Here is a 23,554-nt window from a genome sequence, read left to right as displayed (position 1 = left end):
GTATCGATCACTCGTCCTGGCCGAAGCCGGTCAGTGTGATCTTGCCGATGGCGGTGCCCGATTCGAGGATCCGGTGCGCCTCGCGCAGGTTGGCGGCGTTGATCGGGCCGAGGTCGGTGGTCGCCGTGGTGGTCAGGACACCCTTGTCCACGAGCCGCGCCACCTGGGTGAGGATGCGGTGCTGCGCGATCTGGTCGGGTGTCTGGAAGAGGGAGCGGGTGAACATCAGCTCCCAGTGGAAGGAGATGCTCTTCGGCTTGAGCACGCCGACGGGCAGCGTGTCGTAGTCGTCGATCGCGACGATGTGGCCGAAGGGGTGGAGCAGTTCGGCGTAGGCGGGCAGGTTGCGGTCGGTGCCCGCGGTGCTGAACACGTAGTCCACGCCGGCCGGCACCTGCTCCGGCAGCGGCCGGTGATGGTCGATGACCTGGTGGGCGCCCATCCGCCGGGCGAACTCCACGGTCTCCGTACGGGAGGCGGTGCCGATCACCGTGAGCCCCGTGAGGGCGGTGGCGAGCTGGACCACCATCGAGCCGACGCCCCCCGCGGCGGCCGTCACCAGCAACGCCCCGGTCCGCTCCATCGGCGCGTCGCGCAGGCCCAGGCGTTCGAACAGGCCCTCCCACGCGGTGAGCGAGGTCAGGGGCAGCGCGGCCGCCTCGGTGAAGGAGAGCGTGGCGGGTTTGCGCGCCACGATGCGCTCGTCGACCACGTGGTACTCGGCGTCGGCCCCGGGCCGGTCGAGCGCGCCCGCGTAGTACACCTCGTCCCCGGGCTCGAACAACTCCACCTGGTCGCCGGCCGCGACGACCGTGCCGGCCGCGTCCCAGCCGAGCACCTTGGGCTCGCCGCCGGGGTCGGTGTTCCTGCGCACCTTGTAGTCCACCGGGTTGACCGCGATGGCCGCCACCCGGACGAGCAGGTCGCGCGGCCCCGGCGCCGGCACGGGCAGCTCGACGTCCACCAGGCTCTCGGCGTCGTCCACGGGCAGGTTCTTCCGGTACGCGACGGCGCGCATCCTGCTCATCGGAGATCTCCCTCATCGTCGGCTGAGTGACAGTGCGTCACCACGCTCTGACACACTACTCGTACGGCTAGCATGTAGCGCTATGCTGTAGCCCTAATGGAGTCAAGAGGCTTGCGCGTCCTGGTTCGGTCATCGGAGGGCACGTGACATCATCCCCACGGCACACGCCCAACCGGCGCGGGGAGGGCGACCGGCTCCGCCAGGATCTGATCGCCGCGGCCAACAGGCTCCTGGAGGCGGGGGCCAGTCACGAGTCGCTGTCGCTGCGTGCGGTCGCACGCGAGGTCGGCATCGCCGCGACCAGCGTCTACCTGCACTTCCCCGACAAGGTGGCCCTCCTGCTCGCCGTCTACCAGGAACATTTCGCGGTGCTGGCCCGCCATCTGGAGGAGGCCGTCGCCGGGCACGACGACCCCGCCGAGCAGCTTCACGCCGTCGCGCGCGCCTACTGCCGGTTCGCCGAGGAGCACGCCGACGTCTATCAGGTGATGTTCACCCTGCCCGGCCCCATCGGCAGGGTTCCCCGTGAGATCACGAGCGAGGAACGCCCAGGTCTGCCGGCCATCCTGACCTTCCAGAGAGTGATCTCCGCATGCGCCGACGCCGGCATCGCCAAGATCACCGACCCCTGGCCGGCGACGCTCTGCCTGTGGGGCGCCCTGCACGGGATCCTCAGCCTTCGAGCGGCTCGCCCCACGCTCCCATGGCCGCCCATGGACGATCTCATCGACGCCATCGTCGCCACCCATCTCGAGGGCTCAACCGGCGCCTGACATCTGGCGGTAGTGATTCCTGCCGGAGGGTGCTCAGAAAGGGCCTGTCGTAGGCTGCCGGTGACGGCGAACGACAGGCCCTCAGCCCTACCCGAGGACGGCTGTCAGCAACTGATCGACCTCGACCTGTCCCGCTTCCGCTTCGGTCCCGTCCGCTACGACCACGGTGAACGCCGCTGGCGATCCGACCTCGACGAAGCACGACCACGCCAATGACAGCGCCTACTCGAAAAGGGACGGGTCTCCCGTTCCTCGGCGGAGAATCTCGGGCTCGCCCTGCGAGAGGTCGACGACGGTCGTCGGGGTGGCGCCGCACTCGCCGGAGTCGATGACGGCGTCCACCACGTGGTCGAGCGTCTCCTTGATTTCCCAGCCCTGCGTCAGGGGGTCGGTCTCGTCGGGCAGGAGCAGGGTGCTCGACAGCAGTGGCTCGCCGAGTTCGGCCAGCAGCGCCTGGGTGACGACGTGATCAGGGATCCGGACGCCGACCGTCTTCTTCCGGGGATGCAGCAACCGCCGCGGCACCTCCTTGGTCGCGGGCAGGATGAACGTGTAACCGCCGGGAGTCGCCGCCTTGACCAGGCGGAACACCGCATTGCTCACATGGACGAATTGGCCGAATTGGGCGAAGTCCCTGCAGACCAGGGTGAAGTGGTGGTCGCTGCCGAGGCCCCGGACGTCCCTGATCCGGTCGATGCCCTCCTTGTTGCCCAGCCGGCACCCCAGGGCATAGCACGAGTCCGTCGGGTAGGCGATGAGCCCGTCCGCGTGCAGCAGCTCGACGATCTGGCTGATCAGGCGAGGCTGGGGATTGTCCGGATGGAGATCGAAGTACTTGGCCACACCATGGATCTTAGGAGCGGTCACACCCTTGTATGACACGCGACCCGGGGACCAGGAGACTCGGGAAGCGCGACTCGCCAGCCTGCGGCGTGCTTCAGTGGCGTTCGGAGGCCAGGCGGAAGAGCGTCTCGCCCGCGTTCGGCACCACGAGGCAGCCCGGCGTGGCGAGCTCCTCTTCGACGGAGATCGTCGCGGGATCCCGGTAGTTCAGGCCGAGCGCCTCGGTCTCCTCCCGGCCGATGCCGGTCGCGAGCGTCACCGTGATGCGGGGACGCTCGCCCTCCGCCTCGCTCCAGGTGCCGCCCCCGCGCAGGTGGGTCGAGTGCGCCAGGACGCCCCACGGGTGATCCTTGAACCGGTCCCACTGGCCGGTGAAGTAGTCGCGGCAGTGATAGCCGATGGCCGCGATCTCCGGGCCGTGCGTGTGGCTGACCGTCGTGATGCGCGGCGCGTAGATGACGACCTCGCCGCCGTCGGCCACGACTGGGTCCACCTTGTACATGCCCTTGGCGGCCGTCCACATCTCGTCGTAGCGGTCCGGGATGATCGACACCACCCGCGAGACCGGCTCGGGCAGGTAGGCGACGTGCACGCGCGCCGAGAGCCGGGCGGCCTCGGCCCACGCCTGCTTGCCGTCCCCGTACGCCAGGCCGTGCAGCTCGTGCGTGCCCGACTGCACCACCAGGCACAGGGCGCTCACCCGGGCGGGGACGAACGCGGCGGCCTCGTCGATCAGCGCTCGCACCGGGGTGGTCCCGAGGGTGCCGATGATGCTGGAGCTGGAGATCAGGGCGCCCAGCCAGTGGGAGACGTCGATCATCTCCTGGCCCGAGATGCCGGGGAACAGGTATTTGTTGCCGCCCGAGAATCCGACCACCTCGTGCGGGAAGACCGGGCCCAGGATCACCAGCTCGTCGTGCTCGACGGCCGCGCGGTTCACCGTCACGGTCACCGGCCGTTCGAGGAGGCCGCCCGAGAGGCCGGCGAGAGTGCCCGCCTTGATCGTGCCCACCTCGACGAGGGCGCCGGGATCCCACCACTCGTGGTTGACGATGCGGGCGCCCGGGTATCGGGCCGCCAGCCCGCCCGGCTCCACCTCCAGCATCTTCTCGATCTGGGCCTGCGACATGGCCGCGTGGGTGCCGAGAGCGATGAGCACGGTCAGCGAGGCGACGCGGCCCGCGAGCGCGCCGTGCACGGTGTCGAGGACCTCGGCGAGCGGGCAGGAGCGGGTGGCGTCGGGGACGATGACGCAGACGCGGGCCCCGTCGAATCTGGGGTCGGCGAACTGCTCGGCGACGAAGGCGCGCACGCGCTCGTGGCCGAGGGGGGCGTCGGGGGAGGCGAGGGTGGGCATGGTCTGCTTTCCTGTGGTCAGAGCGAGGGGCGCGCGGTCGCGTGGTCGTCGTCGAGCGGATCGCGCCGCCCGGCCACGGGCCTGGGCCCCGTGGAGTCGCGGATGACGAGCCTGCTGTGCTGGACGACGGAGACCGGCGCGAGCTCCTCGGCGCTCCTGATCCGTTCGAGCAGGATCTCCACGGCGGCGGTCCCCGCGGCCCCGCCGGCCGCCGCGACCGTGGTGAGGGCGGGCTGGGCGAGGCCGACCGGCAGCACGTCGTCGCAGCCGATGACGGAGAGGTCCTCCGGCACCCGCACGCCGCGGTTGCGCAGCCGGGACAGCACGCCGAGCGCCATCTGGTCGTCGAAGACGACGGCGGCCGTGTCCGAGCCGAAGATGAGCTCGTCTCCCGCCTGCACGCCTGATTCGTAGTGGGCGGCGAACGGGCCGATGGTGCGCATCTGCATGCCGAGGGTGGTCGCCTCATCGAGCAGGGCGGCGCCGCGTTCGGCGTTGGACCATGATCCCGCGGGGCCGGAGACGAAGGCGAAGCTCGTGTGGCCGAGCGAGCGCAGGTGCCCGAGCGCCTGCCGCATGCCGCCGGCCGTGTCGATCACCACGGACGAGACGGGCTCGCTCGTCCGGTTGACGAGGACGACGGGCTTCTTCGCCGCGGCCCGCCGCAGCGCCTCGTCGTCCAGCAGGCTGGAGCACACGATGAGCCCGTCCACCTGCTGCAGGAGGTGGTCGATGAGGTGCTGCTCGCGGTTGGCGCTCTCCTCGGTGGTGGCCAGGAAGACCGACTGCCGCGCGGCGCCCGCGTAGTCGGTGACGCCCTTGATGATGGGCGGGAAGAATGGGTTGGTGATGTCGGGCACCACCACGCCGATGTTGCCGGTGAGCCCCGTGACCAGGCCGCGGGCTGCCCGGTTGGGGACGAAGTCGGCCTCGCGGGCGGCTTTCATCACCGCTTCGAGCGTCTTCGGGCTCAGCCGCTCGGGCGCGCTGAAGGCACGGGACACCGTGGAGATACTGACCCCGGCGGCTTTCGCCACGTCGTGGATGTTCACCTGTACCCCTTCGTGTCCCGCTACGTTCCGCACGATTGTGTCGAGGATGTTGACTTCTGGCAAGCTTGTTGCAAAGGTTTGCACAACCAAGCAACCTGCGGGTCAGCGACGAATGGAGCCTCGTGAGTACAAGCAGCCGACTGGGAGTCGGCGTCATCGGCGCCGGCATCATGGGCACCGGGCACGCCGCGGCCGCGGCCCAGAACCCGCGGGCCGACCTCGTGGCCGTGGCGAGCGTGCCGATCGCCTCCGCCCGGACCCTGGCCGAGCGGCATGGCGCCGATCACACCGACGACTACCGCGTGCTGCTCGCCCGCCCCGACATCGACCTCGTGACGATCGCCACGCCGGACCACCTGCACCGCCAGATCTGTGCGGACGCGGCGCGGGCCGGCAAGCACTTCATCGTGGAGAAGCCGCTCACCACCAGCCTGGACGAGGCGGACGAGCTCATCGCGGTGGTGCGCGAGAGCGGCGTCAAGGCCATGACCAGCTTCAACCACCGCTGGATCCCGTCGTACGCCAACGCGTTCGACCAGATCACCGCCGGCCGCGTCGGCACGCCGGTCATGGCGTACGCCCGCAAGAACGACCGGATCTACGTGCCGACCGAGATGTTGTCCTGGGCGGCGGAGACCACCCCCGCGTGGTTCCTGTCGAGCCACGACATCGACCTCGTCTGCTGGTACATGGGCGGCGTGCCGCTGGAGGTCGTGGCGACCGGCGTGAAGAACAAGCTCGTCGGCATGGGCATCGACACCTACGACGCCGTACAGGCCCAGATCCGTTTCGACGGCGGGCGCGTCGCCACCGTGGAGAGCTGCTGGATCTATCCGAACAGCTACCCGACGATGACCGACTCCTTCATCGAGATCGTCGGCACCGACGGCGTGATCCACCTCGACCGCAAGGCCGAGCAGGTGGAGGTCGCGAGCGACGGCGCGTTCGAGTGGCCGAGGATGGCGATCATGCCGACCATCCACGGCAAGCAGCGCGGGGCGATGGCCGACGCGATCGACCACATCATCGACTGCGTGCTCGACGACGGGGAGCCGCTCGTCACGCTCGAAAGCTCCAGGCAGGTCACGGCCGTCCTCGACGCCCTGCACGCCTCCCTCGCCTCCGGGACCTGGGAGAAGCTGCGATGACCGGTCAGGACACCGCTCCAGGGGAGATCCGGTCGTACGGCGGCCTCCGCGTCTCCGTCCTGGCCGACGCCCGCACCGCCGGGGCGCTCGCGGGCAGGCGAGCCGCCACCCTGCTCGCCGGGCTGCTCGCGGAGCGGCAGGAGGTGCGCGTCGCCTTCGCCGCCGCGCCGTCCCAGGACGCCACGCTCGGCACGCTCGCGGCGGCGGACGGCATCGACTGGTCCCGGGTGACCGCGTTCCAGCTCGACGACTACGTGGGGCTGGCGACCGGAGCGCCGCGTACCTTCTCCCGCTACCTCGACGAGCACCTCTTCGGGCGGGTACGCCCTGGCCGCGTCGAGTACATGTCACTGACCGGCGACGCCGAGGCGGAGGCGGCCCGCTACGGCGCCCTCGTCGCCGAGCGGCCGCTGGACCTCGCGCTGCTGGGAATCGGTGAGAACGGGCACCTCGCCTTCAACGACCCGCCGGACGCCGACCGCCACGACCCGCGGCCCGCGCGCCTCGTGGAGCTCGACGAGGCCTCGCGCGCGCAGCAGGTCAACGACGGGTGCTTCCCCTCGCTCGACCTCGTGCCGCGCCGGGCGCTGACCCTCACCCTGCCGGCCATCCTCGGCGCTGGGGAGATCGTGTGCACCGTGCCGGGCCGGCGAAAGCGCGACGCCGTCGAGCGCGCGCTCACCGGAGCAGTGGACGGCGGCTCACCCGCCTCCTACCTGCGCGAGCACCCGGCCGCCTGGCTGTACCTCGACGCCGACGCCTCCCCCCTCACGACGCCATGACGGTCGTCGAGGGCCGGATCGCCGGCACCGCCTCCTCCGTGCGCGTCACGCTGCGCGGCGGGCGCATCGACCACATCGAGCGCCTCGCCCGCGATGCCGGCGCCGTCATCGTGCCCGGCCTGGTCGACGTGCAGATCAACGGCTACGACGGGCACGACGTCAACCACGAGAGCGTGGACGGCGGCACGATCCGCCGGATGGCGTCCGCGCTCTGGGCGCGCGGCGTCACGACGTTTCTGCCCACCGTCATCACGGCGGCGGAGGAGCGGATCGTCGGCTCCCTCCGGGCGATCCGCGACGCTCGTGCCCACCATCCCGTTTTCGAGCACTCCGTCCATGGCGCGCACGTCGAAGGCCCCCACCTGTCGGCCGGCGACGGCGCCCGCGGCGCTCACGACGCCGCGTGGATGCGTCCGGCGGACGTCGCCGAGTTCCACCGCTGGCAGGAGGCCGCCGGCGGGATCGTCCGGATCGTGACCGTCGCGCCGGAGGTGGAGGGCGCCGTCGCGTACATCCGCCGGGTGAGCGAGGAGTGTCTCGTCTCGCTCGGCCACTCGTCCGCGAGCGCGGCCGAGGCGCTCGCCGGAGCCGACGCGGGCGCCCGCATGAGCACCCACCTCGGCAACGGCGTGGCGAGCACGCTGCCCAGGCATCCCAACCTCATCTGGGAGCAGCTCGCCGACCCCCGCCTGTCGGCGGGGTTCATCGCGGACGGCCACCACCTCGACGCCGCGGCCTTCGGCGCGATGGTGCGTGCGAAGGGCGTCGACCGGGCGCTCCTCGTGAGCGACGCCGTCGCCCTCGCCTCGGCCGGCGCGCGGCCGGGCGACTACCGCACTCCCGTCGGCGGCGAGGTGACCATGCACGAGGGCAAGCGCCTGACGCTGCGGGGCAGCGAGCTGCTCGCGGGCGCGGTGAAGACCCTCGACGAGTGCCTGTCGTGGTCGGTCGCCGCCGGCATCAGGCCGGCCGACGCCGTCCGCATGGCCTCGGAGAACCCGGCCGCGCTGCTCGGGCTCACCACGCGCGGGCGTCTGCAGTCCGGCGCCGCCGCCGACCTCGCGGTGTACGACGACGAGTCGGCCATCGGCGCGACCCCGGCGAACGCCACGATCGTCGCCGGGACCTGCGTGCACCGGGGACCCTCCGACGCCGGGCTGGCCGAGCTGGGCGAGATTCCGGAGGAACTGCGATGACCGGGACAGGACGGCCCCGCCTCGACGCCCGGAGCCTGCCGCTCGTCGACACCGGCCGCAGGCCCTCCTACGACCTCGACGACGTCCGGGTCGGCGTCGTGCACCTGGGGTTCGGCGCGTTCCACCGGGCGCACCAGGCGGTCGCGTTCGACCGGCTGCTGGAGCGCTTCCCGAACGAGCCGTGGGGTGTGTGCGCCGTCGCGAACACCAACGCCGCCCTCGTACGCGACGCCCGCCAGCAGGACCACCTCTTCACGGTCGTGACCGTCGGCGCGGATCCGTCGGCCGAACCGGCGGTCCGCGTGGTCGGCTCGATACGGGAGAGCCTCCTGGCGAGCGAGTCGGCCGAGGCCGTCGTCGCGCGCCTGGCCGCTCCGGAGATCCACACGATCACGCTCACCATCACCGAGCGCGGCTACGCGCCGCCGCCGGGCGCGCCAGGCGACAGCCTGCTCGGCCTGCTCGCACTCGCCCTCGACCGCCGGCGCGCGGCCGGCCTGCCCGTCACCGTGCTGAGCTGCGACAACCTCGTCGACAACGGTACGGTCCTGCGTGCCGCGCTGCTCGCCCTCGTGGACCGGCACCCCGGCGCGTTCTCCGCCGAACTGCCGGCCTGGCTCGGCACGCGGGCGCGCTTCCCGCGCAGCGTGGTCGACCGGATCGTGCCCAGGCAGACGGCGGCCGACCGGGACCGGGTCTCCGGGCTCCTCGGGCTCGACGACGCCATGGGAATCGTCGCCGAGGAGAGCTTCCACTGGACGATCGAGGCGGAGGAGGGGGTGGCCGCCGAGGCCGACTGGGCGGGCGCCGGTGTCGTCCTCAGCCCCGAGATCGACCGCGTGCAGCAGCTCAAGCTGCAACTGCTGAACGCCACCCACTCGCTCCTGGCGTACTCGGGACTCGCGCTCGGCATCGAGCGCATCTCCGACGCGGCGCGGCACCCGGACATCGCGGCGCTCGCCGCCCGGTTCCTCGCCGCCGAGGCGTTGCCCTCCGTCGTCGCGCCGGCCGGAGCCGACCCCGAGGCGTACGCGGACTCCGTGCTCGCCCGCTTCGCCTCCCCCCTGCTTCCCGACACGACGGCACGCGTCGCGACGGACGGCAGCCAGAAGATCCCCCAGCGGTTCACCGCCACGCTCCTCGCGTGCAAGGAGGGTGGCCGGCCACCGCGGGTGTCGGCCACGGTCATCGCGCTGTGGATGTACCTCAGGACGGCACGTCCGGACGCCTTCTCCGACGAGAACGCACCGGACCCGCGCCTCGACACGGCCACGCCGGACACCCTGCGCGCCTCGGTCTCGGCGGTGCTCGCGGACGTCGTACGGCTGCCCGCCGAGGTGGCTACGGACCCGGACCTGCTCGGGCCGTTGACGCACGCCCTGACGGCGCTCCTGCGCGGAGACCCGCCGGCCGGGCTCATCGCCGAAGCCGCGACCGGCGCGTAACAGCAACCCCCCATCCCCCCACACAAGGAGGAACCATGACCCAACCATTCCTGGAACGCGCGTCCGACGCGCTCCTCGAACGCAAGCTCTACTGGCGGGTCATGCCGGCCCTCATCCTGCTGTTCACGCTGGCCTATCTCGACCGCACGGTCGTCGGCTTCGTCAAGGACGAACTGCAGAGCGACCTCGCCATGTCGGCGACCGCGTACGGACTCGGCGCGGGCATCTTCTTCATCGGGTACGCCCTCTTCGAGGTGCCCAGCAACGTCCTGCTCGCCAGGGTCGGCGCGCGGGTGTGGCTCACCAGGATCGCCATCTCGTGGAGCGTCGTCACGCTCGCCATCGCGTTCAGCCCCAACGCCACGGTCTTCAACATCCTGCGCTTCCTGCTCGGCGTGGCGGAGGCGGGCCTGTTCCCCGGGGCGATCTACTACATGGCGATCTGGTTCCCGCGCCGGTCCCGGGCGCGCGCCGTCGGCTACTTCACCTGGTCCGGCTCGATCGCGGCCATCATCGGCGGGCCGATCGCCGGGGCGATCCTGAGCATGGGGCATGTCGGGCCGTTCCGCCCCTGGCAGACGCTCTTCATGATCCTCGGCGTCGCGAGCCTGATCGTCGGTGTCCTGGTGTTCTGGATGTTGCGCGACTCGCCGGACAAGGTGCGCTGGCTGTCGGACGAGGAGCGGGAACGCCTGCGCGAGGTGCGCGTGCTGGAGGAGTCCACGTCCGAGGTGCTGCCCTCCCAGAGCATGTGGCGCACGCTCGTCAACCCCACCGTGCTCGTCTTCGTGCTCATCTACTTCGCGATGCAGCTCAGCATCTACGGCGTGACCTTCTGGCTGCCCACCATCATCGGCAAGATCCCGGACATCAGCGAGCTCGGGATCGGGTTCGCCAGCGCGGTGCCGTGGATCGTCGCCGCCATCGGCATCTTCTTCGTGACCCGCTACTCAGACGCCTCAGGCAAGCGCCGGATCCTCATCTTCGGCAGCATCCTCACCGGCGCCGTCTTCGAGGCACTCAGCGTGGTCTTCGGCAACCCCGTCCTGGGGATCGCCGCCCTCAGCATCTCGCTGGCCGGCTTCCTCAGCGCGTCACCGGTGTTCTGGACGCTGCCGTCGTCGCTGCTCCAGGGCACGAGCGCGGCGGCGGCCATCGCCCTCATCGGGGGTCTGGGCAACGTCGGCGGGTTCGTCGGGCCGTACATCATGGGCGCCGTCGAGGACGCCACGGGCTCCGTCACGGCGGGACTGCCGCTCCTCGCCATCACCGGCGCCGTCGGCGCGTGCCTGGTCTGGTTCACCAGGCGCCGCACCACGATCGGCCGCAGCGAGGCCGAGCTGGCGATGCACCGGGGTGAGGACCGCGTGCGGACATGACCCTCGGCATCGAACTCCCACCCGGCACCCCGTTCCCGGCCTGGCGCCCCGTGACCCAGGTCCTGCCGGACCTGGGCGTCCCGGACGTCGCCGGGGCGGTGACGGCCGCGATCGCCGCGCATGACTTCGGCGCCTCCATCGGGCCGGGTACGCGGATCGCCGTCGCCGTCGGGAGCCGGGGCATCACGGCGCTGGCGGAGGTCGTCAGGACCACGATCCGCGCCCTGCGTGCCCTCGGCGCCGAGGTCTTCGTCGTCCCCGCCATGGGCAGCCACGGCGGGGCGACGGCCCAGGGGCAGATCGACGTGCTCGCTTCCCTGGGCGTCACCGAGGAGACGGTGGGGGCGCCGATCCGCTCCTCGATGCGTACCGTCGTCATCGGCAGCGTGCTCGACGGCTTCGCGGTGAACGTCGACGAGATCGCGGCCACCCAGGCCGACTACATCGTGCCCGTCAACCGGGTCAAGCCGCACACCGACTTCCGCGGCGAGGTGGAGTCCGGCATCCACAAGATGCTCGCCATCGGGCTGGGCAAGCAGGCCGGGGCGTCGTCGCTGCATTCCTACCCGCTCCAGGAGTTCGGCACGATCATCAGGGCCGCGGGACAGTACGTCCTGGACCACCTGCCCGTCCTGTTCGCGGTCGCCCTGGTGGAGGACGCCCACAAGCAGCTCGCCCATGTGGAGGCGATCCCCGGGGCGCTCGTCGCCGGCCGGGAGCCCGAGCTGCTCGCGCGCGCCAGGCGGCTCCTGCCGCGCATCCCGGTGCCGGCGCTCGATGTGCTGGTGATCGGCCGCGTCGGCAAGGACATCTCGGGCGCGGGCATGGATCCCAACGTGTCCGGGCGTTTCGTCGTACCGGAGATCGAGGCCGCCACGCGCGCCGAACGGGTGGTCGTCCTCGGGCTCACCGAGGCCACGCACGGCAACGCCGCGGGCATCGGCATGGCCGACATCGTCACGGAGGCACTCTTCCGCGAGATCGACCTGCGGCAGACCTACGTCAACCACATGACGACGCACTCGCTGGCGGGCGCGAAGATCCCCGTGATCGCCGCGACCGAGCGGGACGCGGTGGCCTTCGCGATCGCCTCGATGCCGCCCAAGCCACCCTCCGATCTCCGTGTCTGCCTCATCGACAGTACGATCGCGCTGAGCGCCATGTGGGCGACGGACCCCGTGATCGCGGACAGCGGCGGGCTGCTGGTCCCGGCGGGGGAGCCCGAGGCGATGCGCTTCGGACCGGACGGCTCGCTCCTCCAGCGGCCGGGGAGGCGCGGAGCGAACAGCGAGGAGAGGATCACACCATGACCATCGAGGCCGGGCAGCGGCGGGGCGTCTCCGAGGGGGAGGGGAAGGATCCGCTGGAGCGGCTGCGCGAGGTGATCGGGCGGCACGAGCGGCTGCTCGTCGCGTACTCCGGCGGTGTCGACTCGGCACTCGTCGCCACGGTGGGCTCCGACGTCCTCGGCGAGCGCTGCATCGCGGTCACGGCCGTCTCGCCGAGCCTGCCCGCGAGCGAGCGGGCGGCGGCCAAGGACTTCGCCCGCTCGAAGGGCATCCGCCACCTGGAGATCAGCACCGACGAGTTCGACAACCCCGACTACGTCGCCAACCGCGGCAACCGGTGCTACTTCTGCAAGGACGCGCTCTTCGACGCGCTCTCCCCCCTCTCCGAGATGCTCCAGGCGCCCATGGCGCTCGGCACCAACCTGGACGATCTGGGCGACCACCGGCCCGGCCTGGCCGCGGCAAAGCTCCGCGGCTCCATCGCGCCGCTCGTGGAGGCGGGGCTCGGCAAGGCCGCCGTACGCGAGGTGAGCGCGCGCCTCGGCCTGGCGACGGCCGGGAAACCGGCGGCCGCGTGCCTGTCGTCGCGGGTGGCGTACGGCGATCCGGTCACCCGGGAGGCGGTCGCCAGGATCGAAGCCGCCGAGGCGGTCCTGCACGATCTCGGTTTCGCCGAGTGCCGCGTGCGCTCGCACGCCGACGGCACCGTGGCCCGCATCGAGGTGCCGGCGGCGCGCGTCGCGGAGGCCGTCGCCATGCGGGCCGAGATCGACGAGCGGCTGCGAGGCTGCGGGTTCACGTTCGTGACCGTGGACCTCGCGGGGTTCGCCAGCGGTCGCATGAACGCCCTGCTGCCGCTGCTCGCCACGGACCGCCCGACGAAGACCGTCCGATGACCGGCCGCGACTCCGATCGCGGCACTGGCCGCGACTCCGGCCGTGACGACCGGCGTGCGGATCTCGCCGATCTCGCCGATCTCGGGCACTCGACGCTTGACCTCGATCGCGAGGCGCGGCAGGGGCAGGCGGAGGTGGTGTACGGGCCGGGGAAGACGGTGCGGGAGATCGCCGACATCGTCGAGCGCCTGCTCCGCGGCAATGACGGCGCCGTCCTGGTCACCCGGATCGAGCCCGAGCCCGCGCGTGCCGTGCTCGCCCTGCTCGAACCTGTGGCAGGTCTCCCGCCAGGACACCACAGCCCCGCCGCCCGGCAGCTCGTCTGGCGGCCCAGGGATCCCGGCGCGGGACGGGTGACGATCGTCACCGCCGGCACCGCCGACGGCCCCGTCGCCGAGGAGGCCGCGAACACCTGCGCCGCGCTGGGCATCGAGGTCACGCGCGTCAACGACGTCGGCGTCGCGGGGATCCACCGGCTGGCGGCCCGCGCGGACGAACTGCGTACAGCCGAGCTGGTCATCGTGATCGCCGGCATGGAGGGCGCGCTCGCCAGCGTCGTCGGGGGACTGGTCGCGGCCCCGGTCATCGCGGTCCCCACCTCGACCGGCTACGGCGCGTCGCTCGAAGGCGTGACCGCGCTGCTGGCCATGCTGAGCTCGTGCGCGGCCGGCCTGGTGGTCGTCAACATCGACAGCGGGTTCGGCGCGGCCATGGCCGCCCACCGCATCCTCAGGAAGACAGCATGATCCTCTGGCTCAACCCGTCGGCCGGGATCTCCGGGGACATGCTCCTCGGCGCGCTCCTCGACCTGGGCGCGCCCATCGCCGCGATCGAGGCTTCGATCGCGAGCACCGGCATCACCGGATGGTCGATCACGCCGCGCCGGGTCTCGAAGAACGGCATCGCCGCGACCTACGCCGACGTCGTCACCGACGACGGCGCACCGGAGCGGCACGCCTCCGAACTGCTGGCGATGGTTCGTGCGGCGACGCCCGCACCGGTGGCACGGCTCGCCGCCGCCGCCGTCAGCCGCATCGCGGCCGTCGAGGCGCGCATCCACGACTCCACCCCGGAGCGGGTACACCTGCACGAGATCGGCGGGCTCGACACGGTCGTCGACGTCGTGGGCGTCGCCGCGGGCCTGCACGCCCTGGGGATCACGGCCGTGTACAGCGGCTCGGTAGCCCTGGGGGGCGGGAGCGCCAGGTCGGCGCACGGCGTCCTGCCCTCGCCGGCCCCGGCGACCATGCGACTGCTGGCCGGGGCGCTCGTGCACGGGGTCGCCGTGCGGAGCGAGACCACCACCCCTACCGGTGCCGCCCTGCTCGCCGCGATGCTCACCGACTACGGCCCGCTGCCGCCCGTGACGATCACCCGCACCGGGCACGGCGCGGGGAGCAAGGACTTCCCCGGGCATCCCAACGTGCTCCAGGCGAGCCTCTGCGCGGGCGACAGCGGGGTTCGGCGGCGCGACACGGTCATGCTGGAGACCAATCTCGACGACGTGACCGGCGAGCAGCTCGGCGTGGTGATCGCCGGAGCGATGGCGCGCGGGGCGTTCGACGCGTGGGTGCAGCAGACGGTGGGCAAGAAGGGGCGACCGGCGCACGTGGTGCACCTGCTGTGCTCCGCCGGCCTCGCCGAGGAGCTGGAGGAGTTCCTGTTCGCCGAGACGGGGACACTGGGCGTCCGGCGCGCCGTCGTCGAGCGCCGGGAGTTGCCGCGCTGGACCGGCACGGTCGACGTCGACGGGCAGCCGGTGTCGGTCAAGTACTCGCCTTACGGACATAAGGCCGAGCACGACGATCTCCTGCGCGCCGCCGCCGCCCTCGGCCGGCCGGTACGTGCCGTCGCGGCGCAGGCCGCCACCCTCGCGGCGGCGGCCAGACGAACCCCCACCCCGCCCCCACCGGCCGAGATCACCGGCGCGATGTGGCAGGGCTCGTCCGAGCACACGCCCGGAGACGGCAGGCTCGGGGACGGCGGGCTCGGGGACGGCGACTCCGGGGACGGCGACCCCCGGGACGGCGACCCCCGGAACAGCGGCCCCGGGAACGGCGACCCCGGGAACGGCGACCCCGGGAACGGCGACCCCGGGAACGGCGACCCCGGGAACGGCGACCCCGGGAACAGCGGCCCCGGGAACAGCGGCCCCGGGAACAGCGGCCCCGGGGACGGCGATCCCGGGGACGGCGGTCCCGGGGACGACGATCAAGGCAACGGCGGGGCTGCGAACGGCGCGTCGGGGCAGCGGAAGGATCAGGCGTGACGCTCGCGGAAGGTTCCGATCACGTCCAGCCGCTCTCACGGAGGCGCTTTCCGGCCGAGGTGCTCGTGATGGGCGTGTCCGGGTCCGGGAAGAGCACGGTGGGCGAGGCCCTCGCCAGGTGCCTGGGGGCCCGTTTCGTCGACGCCGACACGCTGCACCCGGCGCGGAACATCGAGCTGATGTCCGCAGGTGTCCCCCTCACCGACGCCGACCGCGCATCGTGGCTCGACCGCGTCGCCAACGCGTACGCCGCAGACCGGTACGTCGCCGACCCGGACGTCGGAGGGCAGGGCGTCGGCGGGCAGGGTGTTGTCGTGGCCTGCTCAGCCCTCAAGCGCGCCTACCGGGACCGCATCCGCGAGCGGGCGCCACGGCTCATGATCGTGCAGCTGGTCGCCGATCCGAGCGTCCTGAGAGCCCGGCTCGACGCCCGGCAGGGGCATTTCATGCCGCCCTCCCTGCTCGCCTCACAACTCGCGGCGCTCGAAGACCTCGCCCCGGACGAGCGCGGCGCCCAGGTGAACGTCGCCGCCTCCCCGGCCGCCGTCGTCGAAGCGGCACTCGCGGTCGTCGGCGAGCGGGTCGGCTGACAGGCCGGCCTCACGGGTGACCGGGATGTCGCCGTGCACGACTGACCGCCGCCGGACGGCCAGAACTGACCGCCGCCGGACGGCCAGGACTGACCGCCGCCGGTCGCCCAGGACCGACCGCCGCCGGACGGCCAGGACTGATCGCCGCCGGACGGCCAGGGCGGCGGCGATGCAGGCCGCAGGCAGGGCCGGCAGCACGTAGCGGTGGTCGAAGTCGAGCGCGGCCACGGGTCCGACGAGCAGGAACATCGCGAACGACCACGGCAGCAGCGCGGCCGTGCGGCGGCGGGCCGCGCCCAGCCCGCCCGCGAGGAGCAGCACCCCGAGCAGGGGACCATGCAGCGCCCACGGGTAGGGGTAGGCGGCCAGGATCGACCCGTACGGCTCGACGGATGACATGCCTCGGATGCTTGGGTCGTACTCGGCGCGGACCTTGCCGATGAGGGCGTGCTCCTCGGGCAGCGGCCACGAGCCGTGCGGGAAGGTGGAGGCCACGCTCACCCGCCTGGGATGGGCGACCGGCTCCCAGGTGAAGGCGAGCGCGGTGTCGCGCGCCACCTCGCGCAGGTAGTCCAGCGGTTGCGCGGCGATGGCGGCGATGGCGAACGACCTGGCCAGGTCGTTGTGCGAGAACCGGTCGCCGGGCAGGCGGTTGAGTGACGCGCCGGGGGCCCACACGTACTCTGAGGCGGCGTCGAGCACGGTGCCGTTCGGGCAGAGCGCGGCCAGTTCCGGCGGCGGCTGGATGACCGAGCAGTCGGCGAAGGTCATCGTCCGGGCCCACAGGGCGACGCCGTCGGAGCCGCTCAGGGCGAACCTGCCGTGGTGCTGGGCGTACCAGCCGGCGTAGGCCAGCAGGGGCAGCGCGCCCGCCAGCACCAGCGCCGCCACCCGCCGCCAGGGGGTGCGGCGCAGCAGCAGATGAAGTACGGCCAGAGCGAGCAGCGGCACGGCCGCGGTACGGGTCAGGCCGGCCAGCGCGAGCAGCAGCCCGGCGGCCGCCGCGGCCCGGAGCGACACCAGCCCCGGCCGCCACATCAGGACCAGCAGCGCGGCCGTGACCAGGAAGATGACCTGCAGGTCGGACAGCACGGCGTGCTCCAGCCGGAGGAAGGCCGGGTCGAACAACACCGGCACCGTGGCGAGCGTCGCCCCCCACCCGGGCAGACACTTCCTGCGCAGCAGCGCGTAGATCATGATCCCGACGCCGAGGCCCATCGCGTGCTGCACCCCGGCCACCAGCTCCACGCTGCGGAAGGGGCTGAGCGCCCACAGGAACCAGGAGTACCCGGCGGGATGGAAGGCGCCCTGCGGCCGCATGTGCAGGGCGGTGTCCAGGTAGGTGAACGAGTCGTACCAGTAGAGCTGCGCGGTGTCGTACCCGAGCATGACCAGCACGCGCAGCGCGACGGCCGATACGAGCACGCACGCGAACAGCCGGTGCCCGCGCGGGACACCGGCGATCGTGTGCTGGACGACCGGCCTCGTCAGAGTGGCTGACACGGACTCTTCTCCCCCGGAACGGGGCCGGGCGGATCCCGGCCGAGAGAAGGTGAGTCCAGCGGATGGCCGATAACCTGATCGTCACCTGAAGTGGTTATGTCCGCGTTATGCGGTTCCAGGGATGATCGTCGGCATTCAGCGCTCTGGTAAGGAAGTGACGTTGTGCGGGTGTTGGTCGCCGAGGACGAGAGAATGCTCGCGGACTCGATCGCCGAGGGACTGCGGGGAGAGGCGCTCGCGGTGGACGTCGCCTATGACGGCGAGGAGACCCTGGAACGGCTCGGCGTCAACGAGTACGCCGTGCTCATCCTCGACCGCGACCTGCCCGGCGTGCACGGCGACGACGTGTGCCGGACCGTGGTCGAGCGGGAGTGGCTGGTCAGGGTGCTCATGCTGACCGCGGCCGGGGACGTGCGGTCGCGGGTGGCGGGGCTGTCGCTCGGGGCCGACGACTACCTGCCGAAGCCGTTCGCGTTCGAGGAGCTGGTGGCCAGGGTGCACGCGCTCGGCCGCCGCAGCGGCAAGGCGGATCCGCCGATGTTGGAGCGGGCGGGTGTGCGGCTGGACTGGGCGCACCGGCAGGTGTTCCGCGACGGCGTCTACGTGCCGCTGGCCCGCAAGGAGTTCGGCGTGCTGGCCGAGCTGCTGCGGGCCGGCGGCACGGTCGTGTCGGCCGAGGACCTGCTGGAAAGGGTGTGGGACGAGCACATCGACCCGTTCACCAACACCGTGCGCACCACGATGATGAAACTGCGCAGGAAGCTCGGCGAGCCCCAGGCGATCGAGACCGTGCCCGGCGCCGGATACCGCATCCCATGAGCGTCCGGTTGCGTTTCGCGCTGGCCTGCGCGGCGGTGTTCGCCGTGTTCGGGAGCCTGGTCCTGGCCGGCGTCTTCCTGGGGGTGCGGCAGAGCATGGAATACCGCGCCGGGCTGCTCACCCCCGCCGCGATCAACGTTCCGAATCGCGGCGGCCACTTCCTCCGGGGCGAGGACCACTACGAGGTCGCGCGGGAGCGGGCGATGCAGGTGCACGCCGTCTACCAGCGCGACACCCTCGCCAACGTCAGGACCGTCGGCGCGCTCGCGCTGCTGGCCGGGGCGGGCGCGGCGTTCGCGGCCGGGTGGCGGGCGGCCGGCTGGGTGTTGCGGCCGGTCAAGGCGGTGACCGAGACCGCGCGGCGGGTGGCGCAGAGCCACGACCTGACCGAACGCATCGCGTACGAGGGGCCGCGCGAGGAGGCCAAGGAGCTGGCCGGCATCTTCGACACGATGCTGGACCGGCTGGCCCGCGCGTTCGACGGGCAGCGGCGCTTCGTCGCCAACGCCGCCCACGAGCTGCGCACCCCGCTGACGATCAACCGCACGCTGGTGGACGTGGCGGTGCGCCGGCCGGAGGCCACCGAGGACGTCAAGCGGCTGGGCGAATCGTTGCTGCTGGTCAACGGCCGCCACGAGCGGCTCATCGACGGCCTGCTGGCGCTGGCCGAGGGCGAGCAGACAGTGCTGGACCGGCGCTCGTTCGACCTGACGGACGTGGCCGAGCACGTGCTGGACCAGGCCGCGGCCGAGGCGGCCGAGCGGGAGGTGACCATGCATCGGCTGCTCGACGCGGCTCCGACGACGGGTGAGGCCGTGCTGGTCGAGCGGCTGGTGCAGAACCTGCTGGAGAACGCGATCCGGCACAACCATCCCAAGGGCGAGGTGTGGGTGACCACGCGGCAGCGCACCGATCAGGTGGAGCTGGTCGTGGCCAACACTGGGCTGCAGGTCCCGTCGTACGAGATCGAGACGATCTTCCAGCCGTTCCGCCGGCTGCACGGCGACCGGCTGCGTTCGGACCGGGGCAGCGGGCTGGGCCTGTCCATCGTACGGGTGATCGCCGAGGCGCACGGCGGCACCGTCACGGCCCGCCCCCGGGAGGAGGGCGGGCTGACGATCACCGTGGAGCTGCCTGTCAGGTGAGGTTCTCTCGTCAGGGCGCCGCGTTGAGCAGATCCAGGGCGCTGTGCTGGCAGCTGTGGTTGGTGGCGCCGCGGGGCCCGGCCCAGTGGCTGCCGTAGGCGTCGATGGTGTCGCGGTCGTTGGCGTACGCGCTGTCGGCGTTGCGCCGCAGATAGGCGTCGTAGGCGCCACCGGTCGCCGTGTTGAGCACGCCCAGGCCGCGGATGGCGGCGCCCTTGAAGGAGGCGCCGTCTCCGCCGCACGTGTCGGACTCGTTGGGCTCGCGCAGGATGCCGTTCGGGCTGAGATAGCCGCTGGTGGTCAGCGCGTCGCCGATCCGGCGGGCGGTCGCCAGGGCCGCGGTGTCACCGGTCGCCTTGTTGAGCTGCACCAGCGCGTTGATCAGCACGCCCTGGTTGTAGGTCCAGGTGGTGTCGCCATTGTTGCGGCAGGTCGACAGGTTGATGCCGTCGTTGACGAGGTTCTGGCCGTTCAGCATGCCGGTGCTCTGGAACCACGTCCAGGCCGCCTGCGCGCGCCCCCGGTAGAGGGTGTCGCCCGGGATGCGTTGCGACAGGGCCGCGGTCAGCTGGATGTACAGACTGTTCTCGATGGCGTTCTTGCCGGCCCTGTCGGTCTTCCACCACACGCCGCCGCCGCACCGGTCGTCCCAGTAGGAGTACATGTAATCGGCGTCGGCCCTGGCGGTGTTCAGGTAGCGGACGTCGCCGGTCACGTCGTACGCGGCCACCCAGGCCAGCCCCCACCAGCCGGTGTCGTCGAGATACTCGTTGCGGAACTGGCCGCCGCGCGTGTTCACGTTCTTGTCGTAGGTGGTGGCGATCGCGTATTCGTAGCTGTGCATGCCGCTGCGCTTGATGTTGTCGACGATCGCGGTCAGCGCGTTGGCGCCGGTCCACCAGCCGTTGCCGTCGAACAGGCCGGTGGTCCGGTCGTAGCGCATCATGAGCGCGGTCGCCGCCGCCGTACGCCGGTCCCAGGCGTTCCACGTGCTACGGGCCCACGGCGTACAGGTGATCTCGGGACGGTCGCCGGCCTTGCCGCACGCGCGCAGCGCGCCGACGCCTCTGTTAGCCCAGTCGTCGACGTTGAACATGCCGGTCCGCCGGCCCGTGCTCCCGGCCGGGATCGACGTGAGGCCGATGCGGCTGTCGACCCACGTGCGGCCGCCGTCGAAGGACCGGTCGAGCCACACCTGGTCGCCGCCCTGACCGTTCTCGACCGACCCCCACGCCATGGCGTCGGCGTCGTCGACGTGCACGACGAACCGGCGGCCGTACAGCGTGCTGGACACCGGCTGCCGGTCACCGGGGGATAAGGCGGGATCGCGTCCGTCGCAGAAGCGGTTGCAGATCGTGGCGGCGTAGGCGGGCTGGGGGAGGAGGACGCCGCCGGCCGCCACCCCGATCACGGTGAGGGCGGAGGCGGCCAGTTTGCGTAGGAGTGAGGAAGGCATGTCATCTCCTGAGGTCTGTCCTGACAACGCTGTCATGGCAGGGCTGTCATGGCAGGGCGGATGGCGGCGTCGTCAGTCCATGGGGTGCGGTCCCGCGGTCACGGCAGAGCAACCGGAACGTGCCCGAGGTGAGGGACGTAACGGGGAGAGCGCTCTCCGCAACGTAGCCACGCAGTGCGCGCTCGTCAATAGGTGTCAGCCGGCTGGACGCGTCAAGGCGGATGCGCGACCCTGCGACCCGGACGTCCCATGGTTCACCGGGCCCTGCGAGGCGAGCAGCGCGGTGCGGGCGGCTCCGAGCAGGCCCGACTGCCGTCCGAGCATGGAGGGCTCGACGGTGGTCCGTCGCACGAAGCCGAGTGTGGCCAGCCGCCTGACGTGGCGCCGCAGCGGCGCAAACAGGATCTGGCCCGCCGCCGAGACCCCGCCGCCGATGACGACGCGGTCGAGATCGCACATCGTCGCCGTCGCGACGATGCCCCGGGCGAGAGCCTGAGTGCCCTGGTCGAAGGCGGCCAATGCGAGGGGCAGGCCCTGACCGGCGTCGGCGGCGAGGGCGCGGGCGTCGGCGCCGGCCCAGCCGTGCTCCTGTGCCCAGCGGACCATCGACGGCCCGCTGGCGTACGCCTCGACGCAGCCGGAACCCCCGCACGAGCAGCCCGGCCCACCGGGATCCACGACCACGTGACCGATATGGCCGGCGTTGCCGCTCGGCCCGGGGTACGCCGTGCCGTTGAGCACGAGACCGCCGCCGATGCCGGTCGAGACGACGATTCCGAGCATCGAGGCCACGCCGCGCCCGGCCCCGAGCCAGTGCTCGCCCACCGCGGCCGCGATGCCGTCGCCCACCAGGGTGACGGGAACGCCGGGCACGATGCCGCCCGCCACCTCCACGAGCGGGAAGTCACGCCAGGCGGGGATGTTGACGGGGCTGACCGTGCCGCGCACCATGTCGAGCGGCCCGGCCGAGGCCAGCCCCACCGCGCCGATCGCCGCGCCCTGCGCCACCGAGGTCAGCAACGCTCGCAGCGCCTCGCCGAGGTCGAGCTCCGTCGTGGGCGTGGGGGTCTCGGCGTGCCTGCTGACCTGCCCGTCCGCGCCGACCAGCCCGGCTGCGATCTTGGTGCCGCCGATGTCCACGGCGAGCACGGCTTTCTGGTCCAATTGGCGATCCTGTTCTGATCAGTCGGCGAGAAGCGCTGACAGTTGCGGCGAGTACGTGGCATGCAGGACGAGCGCGGCGCTGCCCACGACGGCGGCGTCCGCGCCGAGCGGGGAGGGCGCGACGTCGATGACCCGGATGTGGCGGGACAGCGGTCTGGTGGCCAGTGCCGAGGCGACGACCTCGACGTATCGCATCTCGACGTGCTGAATGCCGTGCCCTCCGAGAACGATGAGGTCCACATCGACGAAGTTGGCGACGTTGACCGCGACCGAGGCGACGTGTTCCGCGGCCTCGTCGATGACCGCCGTCGCGAGAGGGTCGCCGTCCTCGGCCGCGGCCCGGATCGCGGCGTGGTCGACCAGGCTCGGATCGCGATCGAACGACTCCCGCAGCACGCCGCCGTCGTGCCCGCCGGCGAGCCGGCGATGCACCTCGGCGACGATCGCGGACGGGTTGACGAGCCTCTCCAGGCAGCCCCGCTGGCCGCAGTAACACTCCGGCCCGTCGGGCAGCACGGAGGAGTGGCCGAACTCCCCGGCGTTCAGCGAGCCGCCCCGGAACACCTGATGGTTGAGGACGAGACCGCCGCCGATACCGGTACCGAAGAAGAAGTACGCGAAGTTCGCCACCCCCCGGCCCGCACCGGACCATCGCTCGCCGACCGCGGCGGCGGTGGCGTCGTTGTCCAGCGTCACCGGCAGGCCGGTGGCGTCGCTCAGCATCTGCTGCAACGGCACCCGGGTCCAGTGCGCGAGCTGCGGCGGGGCGACGAGCATGCCGAGGCCCAGATCTATCGGGCCCGGGGTGGCGAGGCCGAGGCCGAGCACCTGGCCGCGCGGGACGTCCGCTTCGGTGAGCACGTCGGCGACCAGTTCGGTCATGGCCGAGACGACGTGCGACGGGTCGGTGCCGGGCGGGGTGGGACGCCGCTTGACGACCAGCGGCCGGCCGAGCAGGTCGACCACGGCGCAGGTGAGTTCGGCCGGGTCGAAGTGGAGTCCGACCGCGCTGCCCGCGTCGGCGTTGATCCTCAGCGCGGTACGGGGCTTCCCGCCGTTGGAGACCCGGTTGGCATGGTCTTCCCGCACGATGCCCTCGTCGAGCAGCCGGCGCACGATACCCGAGATGCTCTGTGGGGTGAGCCCGGTGCGCTGGGCGATCTCCACCCGGCTGATGCCGTCGATGAGCTGAATCTGGTCCAGCACGACCGCCCGGTTATACCGCCCCACCTTGGGGAGATTTGTCCCTGCTTGTCGCACGCAAGGTCCTCTCTGCTCGTCGCCTCGGACATTCTGCACCAGGGCGTTGACTTAGTAAGACAAATGGATTTAGAGTCCCTCCACATAGCGGTAACACGTCTGACATGAAGAAACCCCTGTAGCGGCGCGGCGCTCGGCGCTGTGACCGCGAGTTGACAGAC

Annotated in this window: 20 protein-coding genes and 1 pseudogene; 13 read left to right on the top strand and 8 right to left on the bottom strand. The window is 71.8% G+C overall.

Annotated elements, in window-relative coordinates:
- Positions 1–7 precede the first annotated feature (7 nt).
- Positions 8–1,027 carry a zinc-binding alcohol dehydrogenase family protein gene (locus tag ACFPZ3_RS37435; RefSeq protein ID WP_379519068.1) on the bottom strand — a complete coding sequence of 340 codons (1,020 nt, stop codon included), beginning with the start codon at positions 1,025–1,027 and terminating at the stop codon, positions 8–10.
- Between the two features lie 143 nt (positions 1,028–1,170).
- Between ACFPZ3_RS37435 and ACFPZ3_RS37430 the strand changes: the two genes are divergently transcribed.
- Complete coding sequence (locus ACFPZ3_RS37430; protein ID WP_379519067.1) at positions 1,171–1,800, top strand: TetR/AcrR family transcriptional regulator; 630 nt, start codon at positions 1,171–1,173, stop codon at positions 1,798–1,800.
- A 222-nt stretch (positions 1,801–2,022) separates the two neighbouring features.
- On the opposite strand, the gene ACFPZ3_RS37425 is transcribed toward ACFPZ3_RS37430, so the two are convergent.
- The 3 genes from ACFPZ3_RS37425 to ACFPZ3_RS37415 form a co-directional block, all read right to left on the bottom strand.
- Positions 2,023–2,643 (bottom strand): L-threonylcarbamoyladenylate synthase, encoded by a 621-nt coding sequence (locus tag ACFPZ3_RS37425; RefSeq protein WP_379519066.1) that lies wholly within the window; start codon positions 2,641–2,643, stop codon positions 2,023–2,025.
- A 94-nt stretch (positions 2,644–2,737) separates the two neighbouring features.
- Positions 2,738–4,000: a lactate racemase domain-containing protein gene (locus tag ACFPZ3_RS37420; RefSeq protein WP_379519065.1), complete on the bottom strand. Its 1,263-nt coding sequence runs from the start codon at positions 3,998–4,000 to the stop codon at positions 2,738–2,740.
- 17 nt (positions 4,001–4,017) lie between these two features.
- A complete protein-coding gene (locus tag ACFPZ3_RS37415) occupies positions 4,018–5,052 on the bottom strand; it encodes a LacI family DNA-binding transcriptional regulator (RefSeq protein ID WP_379519064.1) in 1,035 nt (344 codons plus the stop codon).
- A gap of 122 nt (positions 5,053–5,174) precedes the next feature.
- Between ACFPZ3_RS37415 and ACFPZ3_RS37410 the strand changes: the two genes are divergently transcribed.
- From ACFPZ3_RS37410 to ACFPZ3_RS37365, 10 genes and pseudogenes are all read left to right on the top strand, one after another.
- Entirely contained in the window at positions 5,175–6,200 is a 1,026-nt protein-coding gene (locus ACFPZ3_RS37410) for a Gfo/Idh/MocA family protein (RefSeq protein ID WP_379519063.1), read from the top strand.
- Complete coding sequence (locus ACFPZ3_RS37405; protein ID WP_379519062.1) at positions 6,197–6,982, top strand: 6-phosphogluconolactonase; 786 nt, start codon at positions 6,197–6,199, stop codon at positions 6,980–6,982. Before ACFPZ3_RS37410 ends, ACFPZ3_RS37405 begins: the two co-directional genes overlap by 4 nt.
- The gene (locus tag ACFPZ3_RS37400) at positions 6,979–8,178 is read left to right on the top strand and encodes an N-acetylglucosamine-6-phosphate deacetylase (protein WP_379519061.1); all 1,200 of its coding nucleotides are present in this window, start codon (positions 6,979–6,981) and stop codon (positions 8,176–8,178) included. The genes ACFPZ3_RS37405 and ACFPZ3_RS37400 overlap by 4 nt, the downstream gene beginning before the upstream one ends.
- Positions 8,175–9,623, top strand: coding sequence for a mannitol dehydrogenase family protein (locus tag ACFPZ3_RS37395; protein WP_379519060.1), 1,449 nt, complete (start codon positions 8,175–8,177; stop codon positions 9,621–9,623). Before ACFPZ3_RS37400 ends, ACFPZ3_RS37395 begins: the two co-directional genes overlap by 4 nt.
- A gap of 35 nt (positions 9,624–9,658) precedes the next feature.
- Positions 9,659–11,002 (top strand): MFS transporter, encoded by a 1,344-nt coding sequence (locus ACFPZ3_RS37390; RefSeq protein ID WP_379519059.1) that lies wholly within the window; start codon positions 9,659–9,661, stop codon positions 11,000–11,002.
- Positions 10,999–12,312: a nickel pincer cofactor-dependent isomerase, group 22 gene (locus ACFPZ3_RS37385; protein WP_379519058.1), complete on the top strand. Its 1,314-nt coding sequence runs from the start codon at positions 10,999–11,001 to the stop codon at positions 12,310–12,312. The genes ACFPZ3_RS37390 and ACFPZ3_RS37385 overlap by 4 nt, the downstream gene beginning before the upstream one ends.
- Positions 12,309–13,187 carry an ATP-dependent sacrificial sulfur transferase LarE gene (gene larE, locus ACFPZ3_RS37380; protein ID WP_379519057.1) on the top strand — a complete coding sequence of 293 codons (879 nt, stop codon included), beginning with the start codon at positions 12,309–12,311 and terminating at the stop codon, positions 13,185–13,187. Before ACFPZ3_RS37385 ends, larE begins: the two co-directional genes overlap by 4 nt.
- Entirely contained in the window at positions 13,184–13,933 is a 750-nt protein-coding gene (gene larB / locus ACFPZ3_RS37375) for a nickel pincer cofactor biosynthesis protein LarB (RefSeq protein ID WP_379519056.1), read from the top strand. Before larE ends, larB begins: the two co-directional genes overlap by 4 nt.
- Positions 13,930–15,456: a nickel pincer cofactor biosynthesis protein LarC gene (gene larC / locus ACFPZ3_RS37370; RefSeq protein WP_379519055.1), complete on the top strand. Its 1,527-nt coding sequence runs from the start codon at positions 13,930–13,932 to the stop codon at positions 15,454–15,456. The genes larB and larC overlap by 4 nt, the downstream gene beginning before the upstream one ends.
- Positions 15,457–15,524: 68 nt before the next feature.
- A pseudogene (locus ACFPZ3_RS37365) lies at positions 15,525–15,968 on the top strand (gluconokinase); the annotation flags it as partial.
- On the opposite strand, the gene ACFPZ3_RS37360 reads toward ACFPZ3_RS37365, so the two are convergent.
- Positions 15,924–17,549 (bottom strand): hypothetical protein, encoded by a 1,626-nt coding sequence (locus ACFPZ3_RS37360; protein ID WP_379519054.1) that lies wholly within the window; start codon positions 17,547–17,549, stop codon positions 15,924–15,926. The pseudogene ACFPZ3_RS37365 and the gene ACFPZ3_RS37360 sit on opposite strands and share 45 nt — an antisense overlap.
- A gap of 162 nt (positions 17,550–17,711) precedes the next feature.
- Here ACFPZ3_RS37360 and ACFPZ3_RS37355 point away from each other — a divergent pair, with 162 nt between their 5' ends.
- Positions 17,712–18,368: a response regulator transcription factor gene (locus ACFPZ3_RS37355; protein ID WP_379519053.1), complete on the top strand. Its 657-nt coding sequence runs from the start codon at positions 17,712–17,714 to the stop codon at positions 18,366–18,368.
- Complete coding sequence (locus tag ACFPZ3_RS37350; protein ID WP_379519052.1) at positions 18,365–19,513, top strand: sensor histidine kinase; 1,149 nt, start codon at positions 18,365–18,367, stop codon at positions 19,511–19,513. Before ACFPZ3_RS37355 ends, ACFPZ3_RS37350 begins: the two co-directional genes overlap by 4 nt.
- Positions 19,514–19,523: 10 nt before the next feature.
- Here ACFPZ3_RS37350 and ACFPZ3_RS37345 read toward each other — a convergent pair whose 3' ends face one another.
- The 3 genes from ACFPZ3_RS37345 to ACFPZ3_RS37335 form a co-directional block, all read right to left on the bottom strand.
- The gene (locus tag ACFPZ3_RS37345) at positions 19,524–20,969 is read right to left on the bottom strand and encodes a glycoside hydrolase family 76 protein (RefSeq protein ID WP_379519051.1); all 1,446 of its coding nucleotides are present in this window, start codon (positions 20,967–20,969) and stop codon (positions 19,524–19,526) included.
- Positions 20,970–21,164: 195 nt separating this feature from the next.
- Entirely contained in the window at positions 21,165–22,133 is a 969-nt protein-coding gene (locus ACFPZ3_RS37340; protein ID WP_379519050.1) for an ROK family protein, read from the bottom strand.
- An 18-nt stretch (positions 22,134–22,151) separates the two neighbouring features.
- Complete coding sequence (locus ACFPZ3_RS37335; protein ID WP_379519049.1) at positions 22,152–23,339, bottom strand: ROK family transcriptional regulator; 1,188 nt, start codon at positions 23,337–23,339, stop codon at positions 22,152–22,154.
- Positions 23,340–23,554: the final 215 nt, after the last annotated feature.

The organism is Nonomuraea insulae (assembly GCF_042656245.1).
This window is presented reverse-complemented; position numbering and strand designations above follow the sequence as displayed.